General features: G+C 37.6%; 16 protein-coding genes. 1 reads left to right on the top strand and 15 read right to left on the bottom strand.

All coding sequences use genetic code 11. The annotated features are described in order from the left end of the window. Position 1: 1 nt before the first annotated feature. The 14 genes from L0M14_RS05240 to L0M14_RS05180 form a co-directional block, all read right to left on the bottom strand. The gene (locus tag L0M14_RS05240; protein WP_235121157.1) at positions 2–1,315 is read right to left on the bottom strand and encodes a hypothetical protein; all 1,314 of its coding nucleotides are present in this window, start codon (positions 1,313–1,315) and stop codon (positions 2–4) included. Between the two features lie 69 nt (positions 1,316–1,384). Next, positions 1,385–2,533 carry a glycosyltransferase family 4 protein gene (locus L0M14_RS05235; RefSeq protein WP_235121156.1) on the bottom strand — a complete coding sequence of 383 codons (1,149 nt, stop codon included), beginning with the start codon at positions 2,531–2,533 and terminating at the stop codon, positions 1,385–1,387. A gap of 58 nt (positions 2,534–2,591) precedes the next feature. After that, positions 2,592–3,905, bottom strand: a complete 1,314-nt coding sequence (locus tag L0M14_RS05230) for a nucleotide sugar dehydrogenase (RefSeq protein ID WP_235121155.1) — start codon at positions 3,903–3,905, stop codon at positions 2,592–2,594. A gap of 38 nt (positions 3,906–3,943) precedes the next feature. Continuing rightward, positions 3,944–5,089: a glycosyltransferase family 4 protein gene (locus tag L0M14_RS05225; protein ID WP_235121154.1), complete on the bottom strand. Its 1,146-nt coding sequence runs from the start codon at positions 5,087–5,089 to the stop codon at positions 3,944–3,946. 70 nt (positions 5,090–5,159) lie between these two features. Further along, positions 5,160–6,326 carry a DegT/DnrJ/EryC1/StrS family aminotransferase gene (locus L0M14_RS05220; RefSeq protein WP_235121153.1) on the bottom strand — a complete coding sequence of 389 codons (1,167 nt, stop codon included), beginning with the start codon at positions 6,324–6,326 and terminating at the stop codon, positions 5,160–5,162. Beyond that, positions 6,319–6,963, bottom strand: a complete 645-nt coding sequence (locus tag L0M14_RS05215; RefSeq protein ID WP_235121152.1) for an acetyltransferase — start codon at positions 6,961–6,963, stop codon at positions 6,319–6,321. The genes L0M14_RS05220 and L0M14_RS05215 overlap by 8 nt, the downstream gene beginning before the upstream one ends. A 9-nt stretch (positions 6,964–6,972) precedes the next feature. Continuing rightward, complete coding sequence (locus L0M14_RS05210; protein ID WP_235121151.1) at positions 6,973–7,599, bottom strand: sugar transferase; 627 nt, start codon at positions 7,597–7,599, stop codon at positions 6,973–6,975. A gap of 8 nt (positions 7,600–7,607) precedes the next feature. Beyond that, positions 7,608–8,501, bottom strand: a complete 894-nt coding sequence (gene galU, locus L0M14_RS05205) for a UTP--glucose-1-phosphate uridylyltransferase GalU (RefSeq protein ID WP_235121150.1) — start codon at positions 8,499–8,501, stop codon at positions 7,608–7,610. Between the two features lie 6 nt (positions 8,502–8,507). Then, positions 8,508–9,815 carry a polysaccharide biosynthesis protein gene (locus L0M14_RS05200; RefSeq protein WP_311198838.1) on the bottom strand — a complete coding sequence of 436 codons (1,308 nt, stop codon included), beginning with the start codon at positions 9,813–9,815 and terminating at the stop codon, positions 8,508–8,510. Continuing rightward, positions 9,760–10,329, bottom strand: coding sequence for a nucleoside-diphosphate sugar epimerase/dehydratase (locus L0M14_RS31415; protein ID WP_311198837.1), 570 nt, complete (start codon positions 10,327–10,329; stop codon positions 9,760–9,762). Before L0M14_RS31415 ends, L0M14_RS05200 begins: the two co-directional genes overlap by 56 nt. Positions 10,330–10,354: 25 nt before the next feature. After that, a complete protein-coding gene (locus tag L0M14_RS05195) occupies positions 10,355–11,044 on the bottom strand; it encodes a CpsD/CapB family tyrosine-protein kinase (RefSeq protein ID WP_235121149.1) in 690 nt (229 codons plus the stop codon). Next, a complete protein-coding gene (locus L0M14_RS05190; RefSeq protein ID WP_235121148.1) occupies positions 11,025–11,780 on the bottom strand; it encodes a YveK family protein in 756 nt (251 codons plus the stop codon). The genes L0M14_RS05195 and L0M14_RS05190 overlap by 20 nt, the downstream gene beginning before the upstream one ends. A gap of 115 nt (positions 11,781–11,895) precedes the next feature. Next, entirely contained in the window at positions 11,896–14,316 is a 2,421-nt protein-coding gene (locus L0M14_RS05185; protein ID WP_235121147.1) for an S-layer homology domain-containing protein, read from the bottom strand. A 37-nt stretch (positions 14,317–14,353) separates the two neighbouring features. After that, on the bottom strand, positions 14,354–15,118 hold the full coding sequence (locus tag L0M14_RS05180) for a tyrosine-protein phosphatase (protein WP_235121146.1): 765 nt from the start codon (positions 15,116–15,118) through the stop codon (positions 14,354–14,356). A gap of 255 nt (positions 15,119–15,373) precedes the next feature. On the opposite strand from L0M14_RS05180, the gene L0M14_RS05175 reads away from it, so the two are divergent. Next, entirely contained in the window at positions 15,374–16,936 is a 1,563-nt protein-coding gene (locus tag L0M14_RS05175; RefSeq protein ID WP_235121145.1) for a PAS domain S-box protein, read from the top strand. Positions 16,937–16,957: 21 nt separating this feature from the next. On the opposite strand, the gene L0M14_RS05170 is transcribed toward L0M14_RS05175, so the two are convergent. Beyond that, the gene (locus L0M14_RS05170) at positions 16,958–17,377 is read right to left on the bottom strand and encodes a hypothetical protein (RefSeq protein WP_235121144.1); all 420 of its coding nucleotides are present in this window, start codon (positions 17,375–17,377) and stop codon (positions 16,958–16,960) included. Between the last annotated feature and the right edge of the window lie 41 nt (positions 17,378–17,418).

The following is a 17,418-nucleotide window of genomic DNA, read 5'->3' as shown; positions in this document are numbered from 1 at the left end:
GTTAATGAAGTGATATATTACTTTTCGAATCACACTCTTGTTTCGATTTTTCAAAAAAACCTATTGCTGTCCCCATTAAAATCCAAGGTATTAATCCTATACGTATCTCTCTAAAGAAAAAGTATCCAACAGAAAATACTTGATAACTTAATAAACCAACAAATGATGCAATCAGCAAAGATAGTATTTCTGGTCTAGTAATAGCCCATCTAAAGTTCTTGAAAAAGTAAACTAATAAGTAAATAACCAAAGAATACTGTAGGACAAAACCTAAAGCACCATATAAAACTAATATATCAATTGGTTCAATTTCTAGATAAAACACTAATCCGCTATAATTTTGAAATGCTCTTGAGATTCCAAATATATACTGATATGCGTTCGATAAAAGGGAAAGACCAAAGTTTATCTGGTCCATTCTTACTCCACCACTATCGTCAAATAAAACTCGCCAACGATATATTAGTTGGACCATAAAAGGATTTCCGGAATTATAAAGTGAATCTCCAAATAAATAAATTAAAGAAACACCAATCAAAAGCATAGCCGTGGATTTAAAACCTTTTCTATAGATAATTATTTTAACAAAATAAAAAGTAAATATTGAAAATGCTAACATAAGCATACCAGCTCGAGATTGACTAGCAACTATATTTACAAGAGAGAATAACATTAGTATTAACGATAAGAGTTTATATTTTTTAAAAAATCCAAAAACAGAATAGGCAAAAATAAAACAAAAAGCTGCTATTCCGCCATTCGCAGTAGCCATTTGAGCTACACCATGAACCCTTCTCAGTGAGATGTATCTATCAAGTTGTGCTAATTGTTCTGAGCCGTCTCTAAATTTATATAAATTAATAAAAAGTGTTTGTCCACCCCAAGGAATCCATTGTAAAATACCAACAGACATTGCCAATATTAATATAATCAAAAAAAACCGTATAAATGTAGACGTATCGATTTTAGATTTAGCTATTAGAACAAAATAAGAAAGGATGCATAGAAACCTTGCTAAATATTGAATTACATCAGTCGGAATCATTATTTCATTAAAGGCTGTTATTGTTCCAATATAAGTGGATAGTACTATTTCAATCATAATTAAAATGAAAAATAACATTATTATCCAAATCACAAATGGAACTTTTATCCATTTAAACAAAATAAAAAGAAATACAAATAAACTTAAGGGTATAAATAAATAAAGAATGGGTGCATCGAATCCACCCACATTGATAATAGGGCATATTCCAAGAAATAGTAAAATAAATAGTAATATTCTACTCTGCAAAGAGTTACCATATGATAACATGTATTCTCCTGTCCCTTTATAATCGCTAATCTAAAAGACATGAAGACTTGCGACGTAATTTGTTAATTATTAGTTTACCTGGTTTTTATATATTTCCAAATATTCATTAGCTATACTTCTCCAGTTAAATCTTTTTGCATTAAGAATACAATTATTGGATAACTGCTCGTCATTTTTATATGCAATTTTTTTTATACTCTCTACAATTTCATTTATATCAAACGGGTCAACAGGTAATCCTACTTCTCCATTATTGAAAAAACCATCTATCCCTTCATTTTTAGTATAAATCAATGGAAGACCTCTTGACATAGCCTCAATATAGACTATTCCGAAGGTTTCCTTATATGATGGCATAACAAAAATGTCACTCTCATCCATAATATTGATTATTTTTTTCTTATCAGACTCATAACCATGAAATATTACTGTATTACTATCTAACTTAAGTCTTTCACAAAGAGTTATATACCTCTTTTCCATAGGGCCATTTCCTACTACATGTAAATTAACATTATATCCTTCCTCTCGGAGTTTAGCACAACTTTTTATAACTGCTCCTAAATTTTTATTTTTATCTAACAAACCAATAAAAAGTAAGGTAAGTTTCTTTGAAATACTACTATTTTTTTCTTTCATTACGGGTGCATATTCATGCCATTCGTCGTCTATTCCATTAGGAATCACATAAGATTTTTTTTCTATCTTCTCTATTATTTTAGATGGTAGACGAGAGAACATTTTTTGTTTATATGCATGTGAAATAAAAATTACAGCTTTAGCTTTTAAGAGTACTTTGTACATAAAGCCTCTTAAGTGAATCCCATACTTATAGAATATATTTAGATCAGTATTACGTACATTAATAATATATTCAGTACCAAATTTCTTATTAAGCTGATAGGCTGTCCCACCGTCACTAAAAACCGTATGAGCGTGAATTATATCAATATTATCTAATAAAATTGATTGCTCTATCTCGCTTTTTTGTTTATTTATTTTGTTCAAAAACAGTAATTTATGATGTCGCTTTATGATGTTTCTATAGACATAATTTACTGTATTAAATTCCAGAGATAATTGATTTTTTCCTATCTCATCCACAGATCGTATTGGTATAAATACATCCTGACTTAATTCAAGTAATGAAAGTTGTTCAACTAAATTCATATATAACTTATTACCTATATAATACGAACAGATATGCAATACCTTCATTATCATCCCCCCACATTTATTGACAAATAACTAAACTATATACATTTTCATAAGAGGATTACAAACTCCAATATAGATATCCCTTTTCTATGCAATCTTTTTTGTTTAATGAACTTTTAATATCAATTAACACTTTATTTTTATCAAGATATAGTCCATTAAAAAATTCTAATCCATAACCATCTTTAAATTCATTATGTGAAACAGCGAGTATTATACAATTTAGATATTTAAGGTCTTGCTTATTAACTAGATTTATTCTATATTCTTCCCACACTTCTTCCTTCTTTGCTACTGGATCATGTACCAATACATCCACACCGTACTCTTCTAGCTCTTTAATAATGTCTATTACTTTACTATTTCGTACATCTGGACAATTTTCTTTAAAAGTAATCCCTAAAATTGCCACTTTTGCACCTTTAACAGGTTGTTCAGCCTTTATCAAATTTTTTATTGTATTATTAGCCACATACTTGCCCATATCATCATTTATTTTCCTTCCTGCAAGAATAATCTGTGAATGATATCCTAATTGTTCTGCCTTATATGTGAAATAATACGGGTCTACCCCGATGCAATGTCCACCAACTAAGCCTGGTGTAAATTTAAGGAAGTTCCATTTTGTCCCTGCAGCTTCCAATACAGCCTTTGTATCTATATTCATTTTATTAAATACTATTGAAAGCTCATTCATAAAGGCAATATTGATATCCCTTTGAGAATTTTCAATTACCTTTGCAGCTTCAGCAACTTTTATGGATTCAGCTTTATGAACACCTGCCTCGATTATTGACCCATAGACTTCCGAAATGATTTCAAGTGCTTCTTTATCTGAACCAGAAACTACCTTAATTATTTTGGTTAATGTATTTATTGTATCACCTGGATTTATTCGCTCTGGTGAATAACCAACTTTAAAATCCACCCCAAATTTCAATCCTGACTCTTTTTCTAGAATAGGTATGCATATCTCCTCGGTAGTTCCGGGATAAACTGTCGACTCATAAACTACTATAGAGCCTTTATTAAGATTTTTTCCCACAACTTTACTTGCTTCAATTACTGGAGTTAAATCAGGTGTTTTATCACTATTAATTGGTGTAGGTACAGCTACTACGTGGAATTTACAACTTCTCAGCTCACGTTCATCACTCGTTAATAAAGCAGTCGTATTTCTAACCGCTTCATTTCCTACTTCGTTCGTTACATCTATACCACTCAAATACTTTTCTAGTTTTTTAGTATTTACGTCGAACCCAACAGTTCTATACTTTTTAGCTATCTCAATCATCAAGGGGAGGCCTACATAACCCAATCCTATAACCGAAATTTGTTCTTCTTTATTTTTAATTTTTGTGAATAAGTCCATACCTCAATGGGCCTCCTAGATACTTTTAATAACTTTCATTAATCTTTTTTCGCAATAATATCAGAGTATTTTTCTTCAGCTAATTTCCTCGAATTTATTGCCATTACTTTTCTTAAATCTTCATTACATTTAAGATTAAAGATTGTCTTAGCCATCCTATCAGGAGTTACATCAGATTTACCGCTGTTTGTATATTCAAGAATTTCTTTTTGCCATCCACTATAATTAATTAAAACCGGTAACCCCGCTGCTAAAAAATCAAAAAATTTATTTGCGCTATTATCTTCCAAAATTTTGTATTTATTATCAACACACATAATTCCTACATCTGATGACTTAATTACCTTAACTATTTCATTCTTAGGTAATGAATTTTTGATAATTACATTTGATAAATTTTCGTCCATTATCCTTTGTTCCAAATGTGTCTTGTACTTACCATCTCCAACCAACAAGAAAACAATATCATCATCAAAAGAAATAGTGATTTTAGCAACATCTAGCAAGAAATCCAATCCATTTACATGTCCCATCGTACCAGGATGAATACATACAAATTTGTTTTTCAGAAAATCATCTTTCTCCACATTACTTGCTTTATCATATAGATAAAGGTTTGACATATTTTCAATAACACTGATTTTATTCGATTTAATCCCCTTATTTAGTAGATTTTCATACATCCCATTTGATAAGACTATGATATGTCTTGCATTATTGTAAATCCACAATTCATATTTTTTTAACAATTTAATGATCAACTTATTTGTTATATAACCTAATTCTATAGGTATATCCGGCCAAACGTCTCTGACTTCAAAAATTAATTTTTTACGTTTAATTTTGGAAATCAATATTGCTGGTAAACCTATAGTTAGAGGAGTTGATGTTGCAAATATAACATCAATTCCCTTAAAATTAAGTCCTTTTATTAGTGCTTTTAAATTATATTCTAAAAAAGAAAATATTCTTCTCCATTTTGACATCTTGTTGTTATATTTAGTATTTGTTGAATAGAGATACATGTTTTCATCAACATCATTACTTGTTTTATCTACTTCAGTTCCTGTAATTATATAGACACTTAAACCATTTTCCGCCAAATACTTTGAAAATTCATAAGATCTTGTCCCGCCACTCGATGAGTTAGTTGTAAAATATTGATGTAAATATAATATCTTCATCAAATAATTCCTCGCTATCCCCAAACACTGAATAATATTTATTTAATAGTCTTGAAAATAATTAGTGTAGTTATAAACGTTTGACCGAGCTAAGACAATGATCAATACAGCCTATCACTTTATTCTGCTCCTTTTCAGTAAGACTTGAACCTGAAGGAATACATAGTCCATTTTTAAAAAGCTGCTCTGATATACTTTCAAATTGAGAATGAGAATAATATTTATACATACTAAATAAAGGTTGAAGATGAAGGGGTTTCCAAACCGGACGTGCCTCAATATTCATTTTCTCAAGTTCAGCAAGAAGGTCTAATGAAGAAACACCTACCTTGTCTTTGTCAATCATCAATGCAGTCAACCAGCGTGTTGAGCGACCAAAATTTGCCTCCGGCATAAACCTAATACCATTACCCATTTTAGAAAAGTGATTATAATATCTATTAAATACCTCTCGTCTGGAATTAACACGGTCTTCCAAAACTTGTAATTGGGCTCTTCCAACTCCAGCCAATATATTGCTCAAACGATAATTATATCCCATTTCCGAATGTTGATAATAAACTGCTTGATCTCGGGACTGAGTTGCCCAAAAACGAGCTTTATCAAGAGATGCTTTATCGTTAGAAACCAACATACCTCCTCCAGATGTTGTAATAATTTTATTTCCATTAAATGAGTATACTCCATATTTCCCAATCGTTCCGCTCGCTTTATTTTTATAAGTTGCACCGAGAGACTCAGCTGCATCTTCAATAATTGGTACCCCATAATGATTACATAAGTTCAATAGAGGATCCAAATCCGCACTCTGTCCATATAAATTGACTACAATAACTGCCTTTGGTAAAGTGTTTGATCTTTCGGCATCCATCAATGCTCGTTCAAGTGCCTGTGGCGACATGTTCCAACTACCAGGTTCTGAATCAATAAATACTGGTATTGCCCCTTGATACAGGATTGGATTTGCACTTGCAACGAAAGTGAGCGATGAGCAAAATACAGCGTCTCCCTTGCTTACTCCAAGTAACCTTAAGGCCAAATGAATAGCTGCAGTTCCAGAATTTAATGCTAATGCACCCTCCACGCCAACATAAGAAGCTAGTTCTTTTTCAAATGCTTCAACATTAGGACCTAAGGGAGCTATCCAATTTGAATCAAAAGCTTCATTAATATACATTAATTCGCTGCCACACATATGTGGTGGTGAAAGGTATATTCTATTGGTCAATTTATTCATCTCCAAGTTGCTTTTTTGTAATCGCTGGAACACCTGCTACCAGTAAATTATCCGATACATTATTAATCACAGCAGCTCCCGCTGCAACTATAACGTTTCTACCAATTGTTACATTATTTGAAATATTCGAACCTACACACAACCAACTACATCGTCCTATATTAACAGCACCTGAAATATGGACTCCAGGTGATACATGAACTCCTTCATCAATTATGCTATCGTGGTCAACACTGGATCCTGAATTAAGAATACATCCCCTGCCAATTTTTACACTTGAGTTGATTACTACACCAGGCATTACCACAGTGCCTTCGCCAATACTGCAATGTTTACTAATAGCACTAAACGGATGAATAATGACTGGAATCTTAAATCCAGCCTTTAGAAGCTTATCCAACCATTCGATTCTCAATTTCCCATTCCCAATTCCTACAAATGCATACTCAAAAGAATTTTTAAAAGAAATATAGTCATTTAATCCCCCTATAACAGGGATTCCTTGTATATTCTCTAAACATTTCCTATCGTCGAGAAACGATATAGAATCCCAACCCCCATGGTAGTTGCAGTTTCCGCTACAACTTTCCCATGGCCTCCTGCACCAAGAATCAATAGACCTGACATTTAGAACCACCGTTCATTTTTACTCTTTTAAGTTTTTCGAAACAGTTTCAGAAAACAACGACATAGTATTTTTTTCTGAATTGTTAATTCCATTTCTATTCAATACGTTAAAAATGGTTAAATACAATATTTTGAAATCCAATAAAAAATCAATATGGTCTACATACCAAACATCTAGTTCAAATCTTTTTTCCCAACTAATTCGATTTCGTCCATTAACTTGAGCCCATCCAGAAATTCCGGGTGTAACTTCATGTCGTCGCATTTGTTCTACTGAGTAATGATCTAAGTACTGAATTAACAGCGGTCTCGGGCCAATAAAACTCATCTCTCCTCTTATAACGTTAAACAATTGAGGAAGTTCATCAATACTTGTCTTTCTGAAAAATGAACCTACTTTTGTCATTCTTTCAATATCCGAAAGTGGGATACCGTTTTTTTTCAGTTCAATTGTCATTGTCCTAAATTTATAAACTTTGAAGATAATACCGTTTTTCCCAGGGCGTTTCTGTTTAAACAATATAGGACCTTTTGAGTCTAACTTTATTGCGAATGCAGCACAAATCATTATTGGAGAGAATAGTAAAAGCAACAAACAAGCAAAAATTAAATCAAGTACTCTTTTAACCCTGATATAAGGTCTCATTATTTCACCTAATCTTCATTAAAAGTGAAGATCTCACCTTTATTTATTTTGGAAAGGTAATCTAATAGTTTCTCCCTTAATTCCTGCCGTTGCAAAGCAAACTCCAACGTCGTCTTAATAAACCCCAGCTTCTCCCCGACATCATATCTAGTACCTTCAAAGTTATAAGCATAAACGGCTTCACTTTGATTTAATTTCGCGATTGCATCGGTTAATTGAATTTCGTTGCCAGCTCCGGGCTTTTGCTTATCGAGTATGTCAAAAATCTTCGGACTTAAAATGTACCGACCCATGATGGCGATATTAGAAGGCGCATCATTCTTCTTTGGCTTTTCAACTAGGTTGTTAAGCTTGTATAATCGATCTTCGACCTGTTTGCCATCAACTATTCCGTATCTTGAAACCTCATCTTCGGAGACGTGCTGCACTCCTATAATCGATGAGTTAAAGTGTCCATATTGCTCGATCATTTGTTTTAAGCAAGGCTTTTCTGCCTGTACGATATCATCACCTAGCAAAACAGCGAAGGGCTCATCTCCAATAAATTTGCGGGCACACCAAACGGCGTGGCCCAGCCCTCTCGCTTCTTTTTGACGAATGTAGTGAATATCCACCATTTTCGAGGATTTTTGAACCTCGCTTAGAAGCTCAAGCTTTCCTTTTTCTAACAGATTTCGCTCCAATTCAAACGAATTATCAAAGTGGTCTTCGATCGCTCTTTTCCCTTTACCGGTTACGATGATAATATCTTCAATCCCTGACTCTACTGCTTCCTCTACGATGTATTGAATGGTAGGCTTATCTACAATGGGAAGCATTTCCTTCGGCATTGCTTTGGTGGCAGGGAGAAATCTCGTCCCTAGACCCGCAGCTGGTATAATCGCTTTACGTACTCTCGCCATTCGCTTTTACCCCACATTACTAAAGTTTGGCACTAGATGCTTAACTGCACTCCGAACAATCCCACTTTCTTCGCCTACAGCCTTCTCTAGTCGCTTGATCTCCATCTCGAGCTCGCTCTGACTGATCTTCAAAGGACTGCCTACAAAAATACGATTATGCCGCGTATTCTCAATAATTTCTTCGTTAAGGAGCAGTTCTTCGTACAATTTTTCACCTGGTCGGATTCCGCTAAATTCGATGTCAATGTCCACTCCAGGCTCGAAGCCGGATAAGCGAATAAGGTCTGTAGCCAAATCCACAATTTTCACCGGAGCCCCCATATCAAGTATGAAGATCTCCCCACCTGCTGCAAATGCTCCCGCTTGAATAACAAGCTGAACGGCTTCAGGAATAGTCATGAAATAGCGGATCATTTCTGGATGCGTTACAGTTACTGGGCCGCCCCTAGCTATTTGCTCCTTAAAGTGAGGAATAACGCTTCCCCGACTCCCCAGGACGTTGCCGAATCGCACAGCTACGAATTTAGTTTCACTAAATCGATCTAAGCTTTGAATAACAAGCTCTGCTATTCGTTTGGTTGCTCCCATAATGCTTGTAGGGTTCACTGCTTTATCCGTAGAAACGAGTACAAACCGCTCTGCATGAAATTGATGTGCACACTCAGCAACATTTTTGGTTCCAAAAACGTTATTTTTTATAGCTTCAGCTGGATTTCGCTCCATTAATGGTACATGCTTATGTGCTGCAGCGTGGAAAATAACCTTAGGTTGATAAATTCGGAATATTTCCTCCATGCGAGCTTTATCTTGAACATCGGCAATAACCGGCTCTATATGCAAATCAGGAAACATTCTGTTGAGTTCTTTCTCAATCAGATAAATGCTGTTCTCCCCATGCCCCAAGATCACAAGCTTGCTGGGGTTAAATGGAGCAACTTGTCTGCATAATTCCGATCCTATGGACCCACCGGCACCGGTTATTAGAACAACCTTATCTTCCACATAATCAGCAATTCCAACTAGATCGATCTTTACAGGCTCACGACCTAGCAAATCTTCGACTTCTACGTTTCTTATCGCATTGATCGTTACTTTCCCTTCAATTAAATCATGTAATTTAGGGATAATTTTCAATTTTGCTTTCGTATGCTTGCAGATATCTATAATAGAAGAGATTTCTTTCTTCGGTACAGACGGCATTGCGATGATAATTTCATCGATTTGGTATTGATTAACCACCCGAATGATTTCATTACGATCACCTAATACAGGAAGTCCCCATGATCTGGTGATTAAGCTTCGCTGGATGGTCATCTATAAAGCCTACCGGATAGATAGGAGAAGTCGGATTAAACTTCAATTCTTTTGCTATTAAGTGGCCGCAGTCACCCGCTCCAATGATTAGGGTCTGCAGTTGATCGTTCTTTTTCCTATGATAGTTATCCCGAAAAATTCTCCAAACAAATCTACTTGCTCCGATGATAATAAACATATTCTCCAACACTCGAAAATAGATAGAGAAAGGTATTCTCGGCTCGTAGACCAAGAGCATCAGGATATACGAAATTGTGCAGGTTACAGTAACAGCCTTAATAATGGAAACCATTTCTCCGATACTTGCATATTGCCATATTCGTCGGTACAGCTTGAAATAAATCAAGCTTGCAGACCCTATCAACATGGACAAGGCTGCGTACTTGAAGCATTGGTACAGATAGTCTATTGGAATATGTCCGTCAAACTTTAAAAAGTAAGAAAGAAAAACACTAACCCAAATTAAAGTCATATCGAGTAGAACGAGTACTGTTTTTCTACTAACTAATTTCACTGGAATCCCTCGCTAGTGGGGCATGCTATTGACTTTCACCGTAGTAATAGTAATAGTATGCTTCTTTGTTTTTTCTATCGACGTTATTTAATACGACGCCAAGAATTCTGGCCCGTACATTGTCAAGCTGTTGTTTGGCTTTAAGTGCCACGTCTCTCTTGACTTTATCTGAATCCACAACCAATATGACACCGTCAGAACGAGTTGAGATAATTTGAGCATCTGTGACGGCAATAGCAGGCGGTGCATCTATTAAAATAATGTCAAAATACTGCTTGAGATCCTCAAGAACACTCTCCATCTTCTTCGATGCTAAAATTTCAGAAGGATTAGGTGGAATTGGCCCCGAGGGAATCAGACTCAGGTTGCGAATGCTGCTATCTTTCAAGACATCTTCAATCGTCAACTGATTAGTTAATAAGTTCGTTAATCCCCAACGGTTTGATATCTGAAAAGTATGATGCATGGTAGGCTTCCTCAAATCCGCATCAATCAACAACACCTTTTTATCTGCTTGCGCATAAGCAACCGCAAGATTCGTTATCGTCGTTGATTTCCCTTCTCCAGGACCGGCAGAGGTAACCATGATAACTTTTAATTCCTCATCGATTGAAGAGAACTGGATATTTGTTCGCAGCGTGCGATAAGCCTCGGAAATAGGAGATTTTGGATTCTGATGGGTAATAATCGGTCTTTTATTGATTGAATTTGACATGAGTTGTTTCTCCTGCTCTTTGTTCATTCGTTTGCTTACTATGATGCTGGTAGTCCTCTGGTCTTATCTTCGTAATCATGGTTAAGGTCGGCAAGCCTAGATATTCTTGAACATCTTCTTCCGACTTCAACTTGTCATCCATGTATTCCATTAGAAACGCGATACCCAATGCCAGCATAAGTGAAACGACAAAGCTAATTGCAATATTCAAGTTTTTATTAGGCTTAACAGGTATCGGCTGCTTGATATCCTGCGCTTCATTCAGCAATGATATATTATCTACCTTCATAATTTGAGGAATTTCACTTTGAAACACCTTGGATACAGCATTAACAATGCTCGCTGCTCGGGCATATGAAGGGTCTTGAACGATCAACGTCATAACTTGTGTATTGTTAACCGAGCTGACTTTTACCTTCTGTACAAGCTGCTCGGCGCTTATATTCAGATCCGGGTAATCCGCAACGACCTTATCCATAATTCTTGGAGTTTTGATGATCTCTTTGTATGTATCTATCAGTCTGATGTTTAGGTTTACAGAGTTTAAATCAACCTGTGTCATGCCGACTTGATCATTCGATTTATTGATTATCAATTTCGTAGAAGCTTCATAAATAGGCTGCATAAAAAAATAACTGATCACCGCTGTTGCAATGGTTGCGATTACTACAATGGAAGCTATCATCCACACCCTTTTGCGTATAATTTTTAAAATATCTCTTAAATCGAGCTCCATTACATTCCCTCCGTATTCATGCTGTCAAGTCTTATCACGTTGTCGTCTATTAGATGTATTGAGAAACAAGAAGGAATTCTCCCCCTTTGAAAGAGAGGAGAATTCCCGCACTATTTTATTTATTAAGAAGACGGTAAATGACTACGGCAGCCTGTGCACGAGTCGAATTTGCATTCGGATTGAATGTGTTATTCTCTTCACCGACAACAATGCCTTCGCTCGCCGCCAGTGCCACGCCATTCTTCAAGGAAGAATGAATGGAATCCGCATCAGCAAAGTTTTTCAACGCTTCTTCTACCTTATCGGAGCTGAGAGATGCGCCTTTTAAGGCAAGTGCTCTAGACGCCATTGTGGCCATCTCAGCACGAGTGATCAATCCATTAGGATCAAACTGACCTGCTTCTCTGCCATTCACAATTCCACTCTTCACGGCAGATGCAACGTATACTTGGTACCAGTCACCATCAGCAACATCGTCAAAGCTTTCTGTTGCCTTCGCATTTTCCAAACCAAATGTTTTCACGATCATTTTAGCAAATTCTGCTCTGGTCACAAGACCGTTCGGATCGAATTGCTGATCACCGCGACCTTCTACAATGCCTTTAGCTGCAGCTACTTGAATTTGTCTGCCAGCCCATGCTTTGACCGAAGCTGTATCATCGAAGGATACTTTATTTTCTACAACTGTATAAGTGGAGAAGGAATTACGAACTGCATTTAGAATTCCCTTCTCAAACTTACCGCCGTAGAACTCCAGTTTACCATCCACAATTTTTGCAAGAGTTAGCAGATCCGTATCGAAAGCATCGCCATTTGGAACAGGAATGCTAACTTCCACAGGAGTGCTAAAGCTGCCAACTTTATTTCCGCCGGAAGTGAATTCAAACTCATAAACTCCTGAAGCTACTGGAAGCTCTGTTACAGAAGTTGCAACGGATTTCTCTTGATTCGTTACTTTAAGTGTAGTATCTGCACTGAACTCGGACGGGCTAACACCTAGCGTCAAGCCATTCAAGCTGATATCAATTAACGAAATTCCATTTTCTTTAGCCGCTTCTAGCAATTCTTTAGCCAATGGAACTTCAGCTGTTTTAGCAGAGATCGTACCTAGGTCTAGAGATAGTGTTACTTTCTCTTCTTTAGCATTGGGATCAAGTTCTTTCAATGAATCATTCAACGATTTCATTTGTGCTGCAATGTCTTTAATTTTGCTTACCATATCTGCTACATTAATGGTTGGCTTCGCAGTGCCATTTTCCACTTTAATAGAAGACTTAAGATCAACTTTAGAAATTTGCTTAAGTGCTTCTTTCACTTTCGCTCTAGCTTGCTCCATGATTTCTTGCTTTTTCTCAGGAGAAGCATCTTTCAACTGATCTTTCAGTTTATTAAGCTCTGATTTTGCTGTATCAGCTGCGGATGGAGCACCGCCGCCACCGCCACCAGGACTTGGCGATTTATCACCGTCAGTTGAAGCTACAGGCTCTAGTGTCAAGGAAGAGATATAGAGCAACAGTCCCATTTTGTTGTCACGAGCTTCGATTCTAGCAGTTGAAGCTGTAGTCGCCGAGCTGCTTAGGACGAATTTCCCATCAACAAAAGAGATTGGCGTCCCAGCTTCTGCTGACCAAGTCAAAAGAAGATTAGGAACTTCCACGCCTATAACTTTCAATTTCGGAGTATAGCTAGCAGTTGTATCTTTCGTTCCTTCGCTGCCATTAATGTCGCTTGCGAGCAAATATCTGAATCCTGCTGATTCTAAAGCAGTTCTTGCCCCTTTAGCATCAACGTTGGAATTTCCATCTATGAAATTGGCAATTCGATTCTGAACGGCATTGATATCTCCTAACGTAATATTGTAGTTAACCAACAGCTTACTAATTAATAGATTGCTATTTTCGTTAATTACATCCGCAGTAACAATTTGATTCAACTTATCTTTCATCGCTTCTGAATCAAACGTAATCATGGATGTATAGATATCACTTTTATGATCCTTCAAAGCCTTTAGCATCGCATTTTGGAATTCAGTAACACTGCTTACCTTCAAACCGTCTACGTCATCAATACCAGGCAGACCTGCGGCTTTGAACAAATCATCGAGAGCTTTACGATTAGCAGTATCATTCATCAGATCTTCAATTACGGCACCAGAGCCATCATAGAACAAATCAAGACCACTAACCAATTGGAAAATCGTATCATAGTTAAGATCCGGAGCCGAGGCATTGCGGTTCTCCTCAATCTTGTCCCATACTTCCTTGATCAATTGATATTTCGTATCCTCGTTATCAAAATGATAAGTCTTAATAAAATCACGAACTTCTTTTACTTTTGCAAAACCCGCTGTATCTTTAGCAAGCTCATCATGCAATGCGGTTACTTCTGCATATGCTGAATCCGCCTCGCTAGCAAAAGCAACAGAAACGCCAAGCTTGCTAGCAAGTCCTTTCCCGCTCAAAGGCAATCCTGCCACAGAAGCAAACACCATGCTAGCAGCCAGTGTCGTTACTGTTAATTTCTTTTTCATTGTCATGCTAATCATTCACCTCATTATAATAATTGCTTTATATTCACTTCCAAAATTGAAACCACTTGGGCTTCGTCCAAACAGGGCTTTGATTCTCGATCGGAAGGTCATGGATGATACTGTTGGCATGATTTTGGAAAGAATTAACGATATCTTGTCCTACCTTTTCCTGCAACTGTTGGTATGCAACTGCCAACTTGAAAGCACGATTATGATTATTGTGAGCATCTGAAGCGATGAAATGCGCCAAATGATGTTTACACAGTTGAATCGAAAGAGCTTGAATCTGTTTACCAAACACACCAATTATGGAATGAGCGGTTACTTGAGACAATGCGCCTAATTGAACCAATTCCAGCAGCTTTAACGGATTATCGGCTATTTCACGATTTCTCTCGGGATGAGCAATAATCGGCCTCAGATTCATAAGCTGTAATTCATACAAAAGCTCATGTATGCCGCTTGGTATACGATTGGATGGAAATTCTAGCAGTAGGTATCTAGAATTATTGAGTGTACAGATCTTCTTCAGCTCAATGTCTTCAATTAAATTGTTATATACCCTTACTTCTTGTCCGGAATATATATGAAGCGGAATTTCCCTCTGATCCAATCCCTCTTGAAGCAAGTTCACTTGTTGTTCAATTAGCGCAGCCTCATTGGAATATCTCCCATTTTGATGATGAGGTGTGGCAATGACGATCCTTATCCCTTGTTCCACTGCTTGTCTAGCCATATGTATGGAATGCTCTAAATCTATAGAACCATCGTCAAGCTCAGGCAAAATATGATTATGAATATCTATCATTCAAATCTCAATCCCAACATTCGTATATATTCGACATAGAATATGGTGAACTAACAATATTCTCCAATCACTCACCTTCGAATTGTATCATAAGATGACTAATATGCCTATACTTTGACATGGTAAAATACCTATAAATAGTACTTTTTGACTATAAAGTGTCGATGGTATACGCAATAATTTTAGGAGAGCATTATTATGAAATAGAAGGTATAATGAAAGAATACAGCAAGAATGGAATCAGGAGTTGAAGCTATGCCCAAAATACCTGTGACTCGGGACGGCAAACGCGGCTCGGAGACACTGCTTATCTCATCGGAGGACGTTGTTAAAATTGAATGTATCCGTAATAAGGAGTACATCATTCACACGCTGGATGAAGTGTTCCATTATTGCTCCTCGCCAGATGCATTTGAAGAGTGGCTCTACGAAGACGGGTTTCGTTTGATCGACCAATCGAATTTGGTCAATATGAACTATATTACCGATTACGATTCCAATAAGGGTATCGTTTATTTGGGCGTTCCTGATAAGCCTCTCGTGAAGACCGCTTCGGCTGCCCGCATTCATCGGGAGCATATTTCGAATGTGATGGAAATGCTGCGGATTGCCAATCAGGAGCAGGACCAAGGGTTTCCTCGCGACAGCGATTCTGATGAGCGGCTGCGTGATTTGATCTCAAAGAGCGGCGACGACCAGTTTCACCGGTCTTATGCCATGATTCAAGCTATTTATGAAAGAACCCGTGCGGAGAAGCTGTTGGAGCAGAGCGAACAAAGGTACAAATCTCTATATGAGAATAATCCGGATGCGATCTGTTCGTTCGATGCGGACGGAACTTTTCTTAGTGTCAATCCCGCTACGGAAAGGATTACCGGCTACCCGGCAGAGGAGCTGCTGCATACAACGATGAAGCATAGGATTGTGCAGCAGGATGTGGAGCATTGGGAGCTGTGCTTTCAAAAATCGCTGAATGGCGAGACCCAAACGTACCGCATTTCATTCATACACAAGCTCGGTCATCCGGTTACACTTAGTGTGATTAACGTTCCTATTATTGTGAATGACCAGATTGCCGGGGTCTACGCCATATGTAAGGATATCTCGGAAGAGCAGCGTTCCGAAGAAATGCTGATTAAATCGGAAAAGCTGTCCATTGTCGGCCAGTTGGCTGCAGGTGTAGCACATGAGATTCGAAATCCATTGACTTCATTAAAAGGGTTTGTACAGCTTCTGCAAATGAAGGGCAACGAATTCAATCATTACTATGAAATCATGCTATCCGAGCTTGACCGAATCAATTTTATCGTTAGTGAATTTCTTGTTATTGCCAAGCCACAGGCAGTTTTGTTTCAACCCAAGGATGTTAAAGAAGTTCTAAACAGTACGATTGCTTTGCTGAACTCACAGGCTCTATTGAATAATGTAGAAATCAGCAGCTCCATGGAGGACAATTTACCTCCGATCCATTGTGATGAGAATCAAATCAAGCAGGTTTGCATCAATATTTTGAACAATTCCATTGATGCGATGCCTGGAGGCGGAGAAATACATGTAGAAGCGCTGCGTCAAAGCGAGCATGAAATCGCAATTATTTTCAAAGACTTTGGGGTTGGAATTCCCGAAGAGAGACTTCCTAGACTGGGTGAGCCTTTCTATACGACGAAGGAGAAAGGAACCGGCCTGGGACTTATGGTCAGTTACCGGATTATTGAGAATCACCATGGAACTATGGAAATTCAGAGTAAAATCAATCAAGGCACGACCGTGAAAATGATTCTGCCGGTTTCTAAAGGCAGCAGCCCACCTTTGCAATAAGGAGGGCTGCTGTTTTGCTATTTACGGCGTGTAGGTGCCGGGAGTTCCTGTTGTAGGATAGACGCCCCCTCCGCTGTAATACGGAGGATAGTAGGGGTTCGCAGGATAAGGATACCCCGGATAGCCTGCGGGAGGATACCCTCCAGGCGGATAGACCGAAGGAGGAGTCGGAGGATATGGATAGTACGGCTGCGGATGAGTAGCATTCCAAATGTATGGGGCTACGACATAGGGAAGCAACGCGCCAATGCCTTCGCCAAGACTATATTGTCCATGACCACCGTGAATGTTGTGGCTGCCATGGTTATTAGGATACGGAGTACCGTGAGTGTCATGGTTGTTGTTATGATACGAGTTACCGTGTCCATGGCCTCCCTGATGCGTGACAGCCGGTGGACCTTGTACGGGCGGGCGATGCTCATGATGTTCAGGTTTTGACATTCTGTCATTCACTCGCTTTCTATTATAATGAAATCTGCCTA

Source organism: Paenibacillus hexagrammi (assembly GCF_021513275.1).
GTDB lineage: Bacteria > Bacillota > Bacilli > Paenibacillales > NBRC-103111 > Paenibacillus_E > Paenibacillus_E hexagrammi.
Note: the sequence above shows the minus strand (reverse complement) of the source record. Positions and strands in the feature narration are given on the sequence as shown.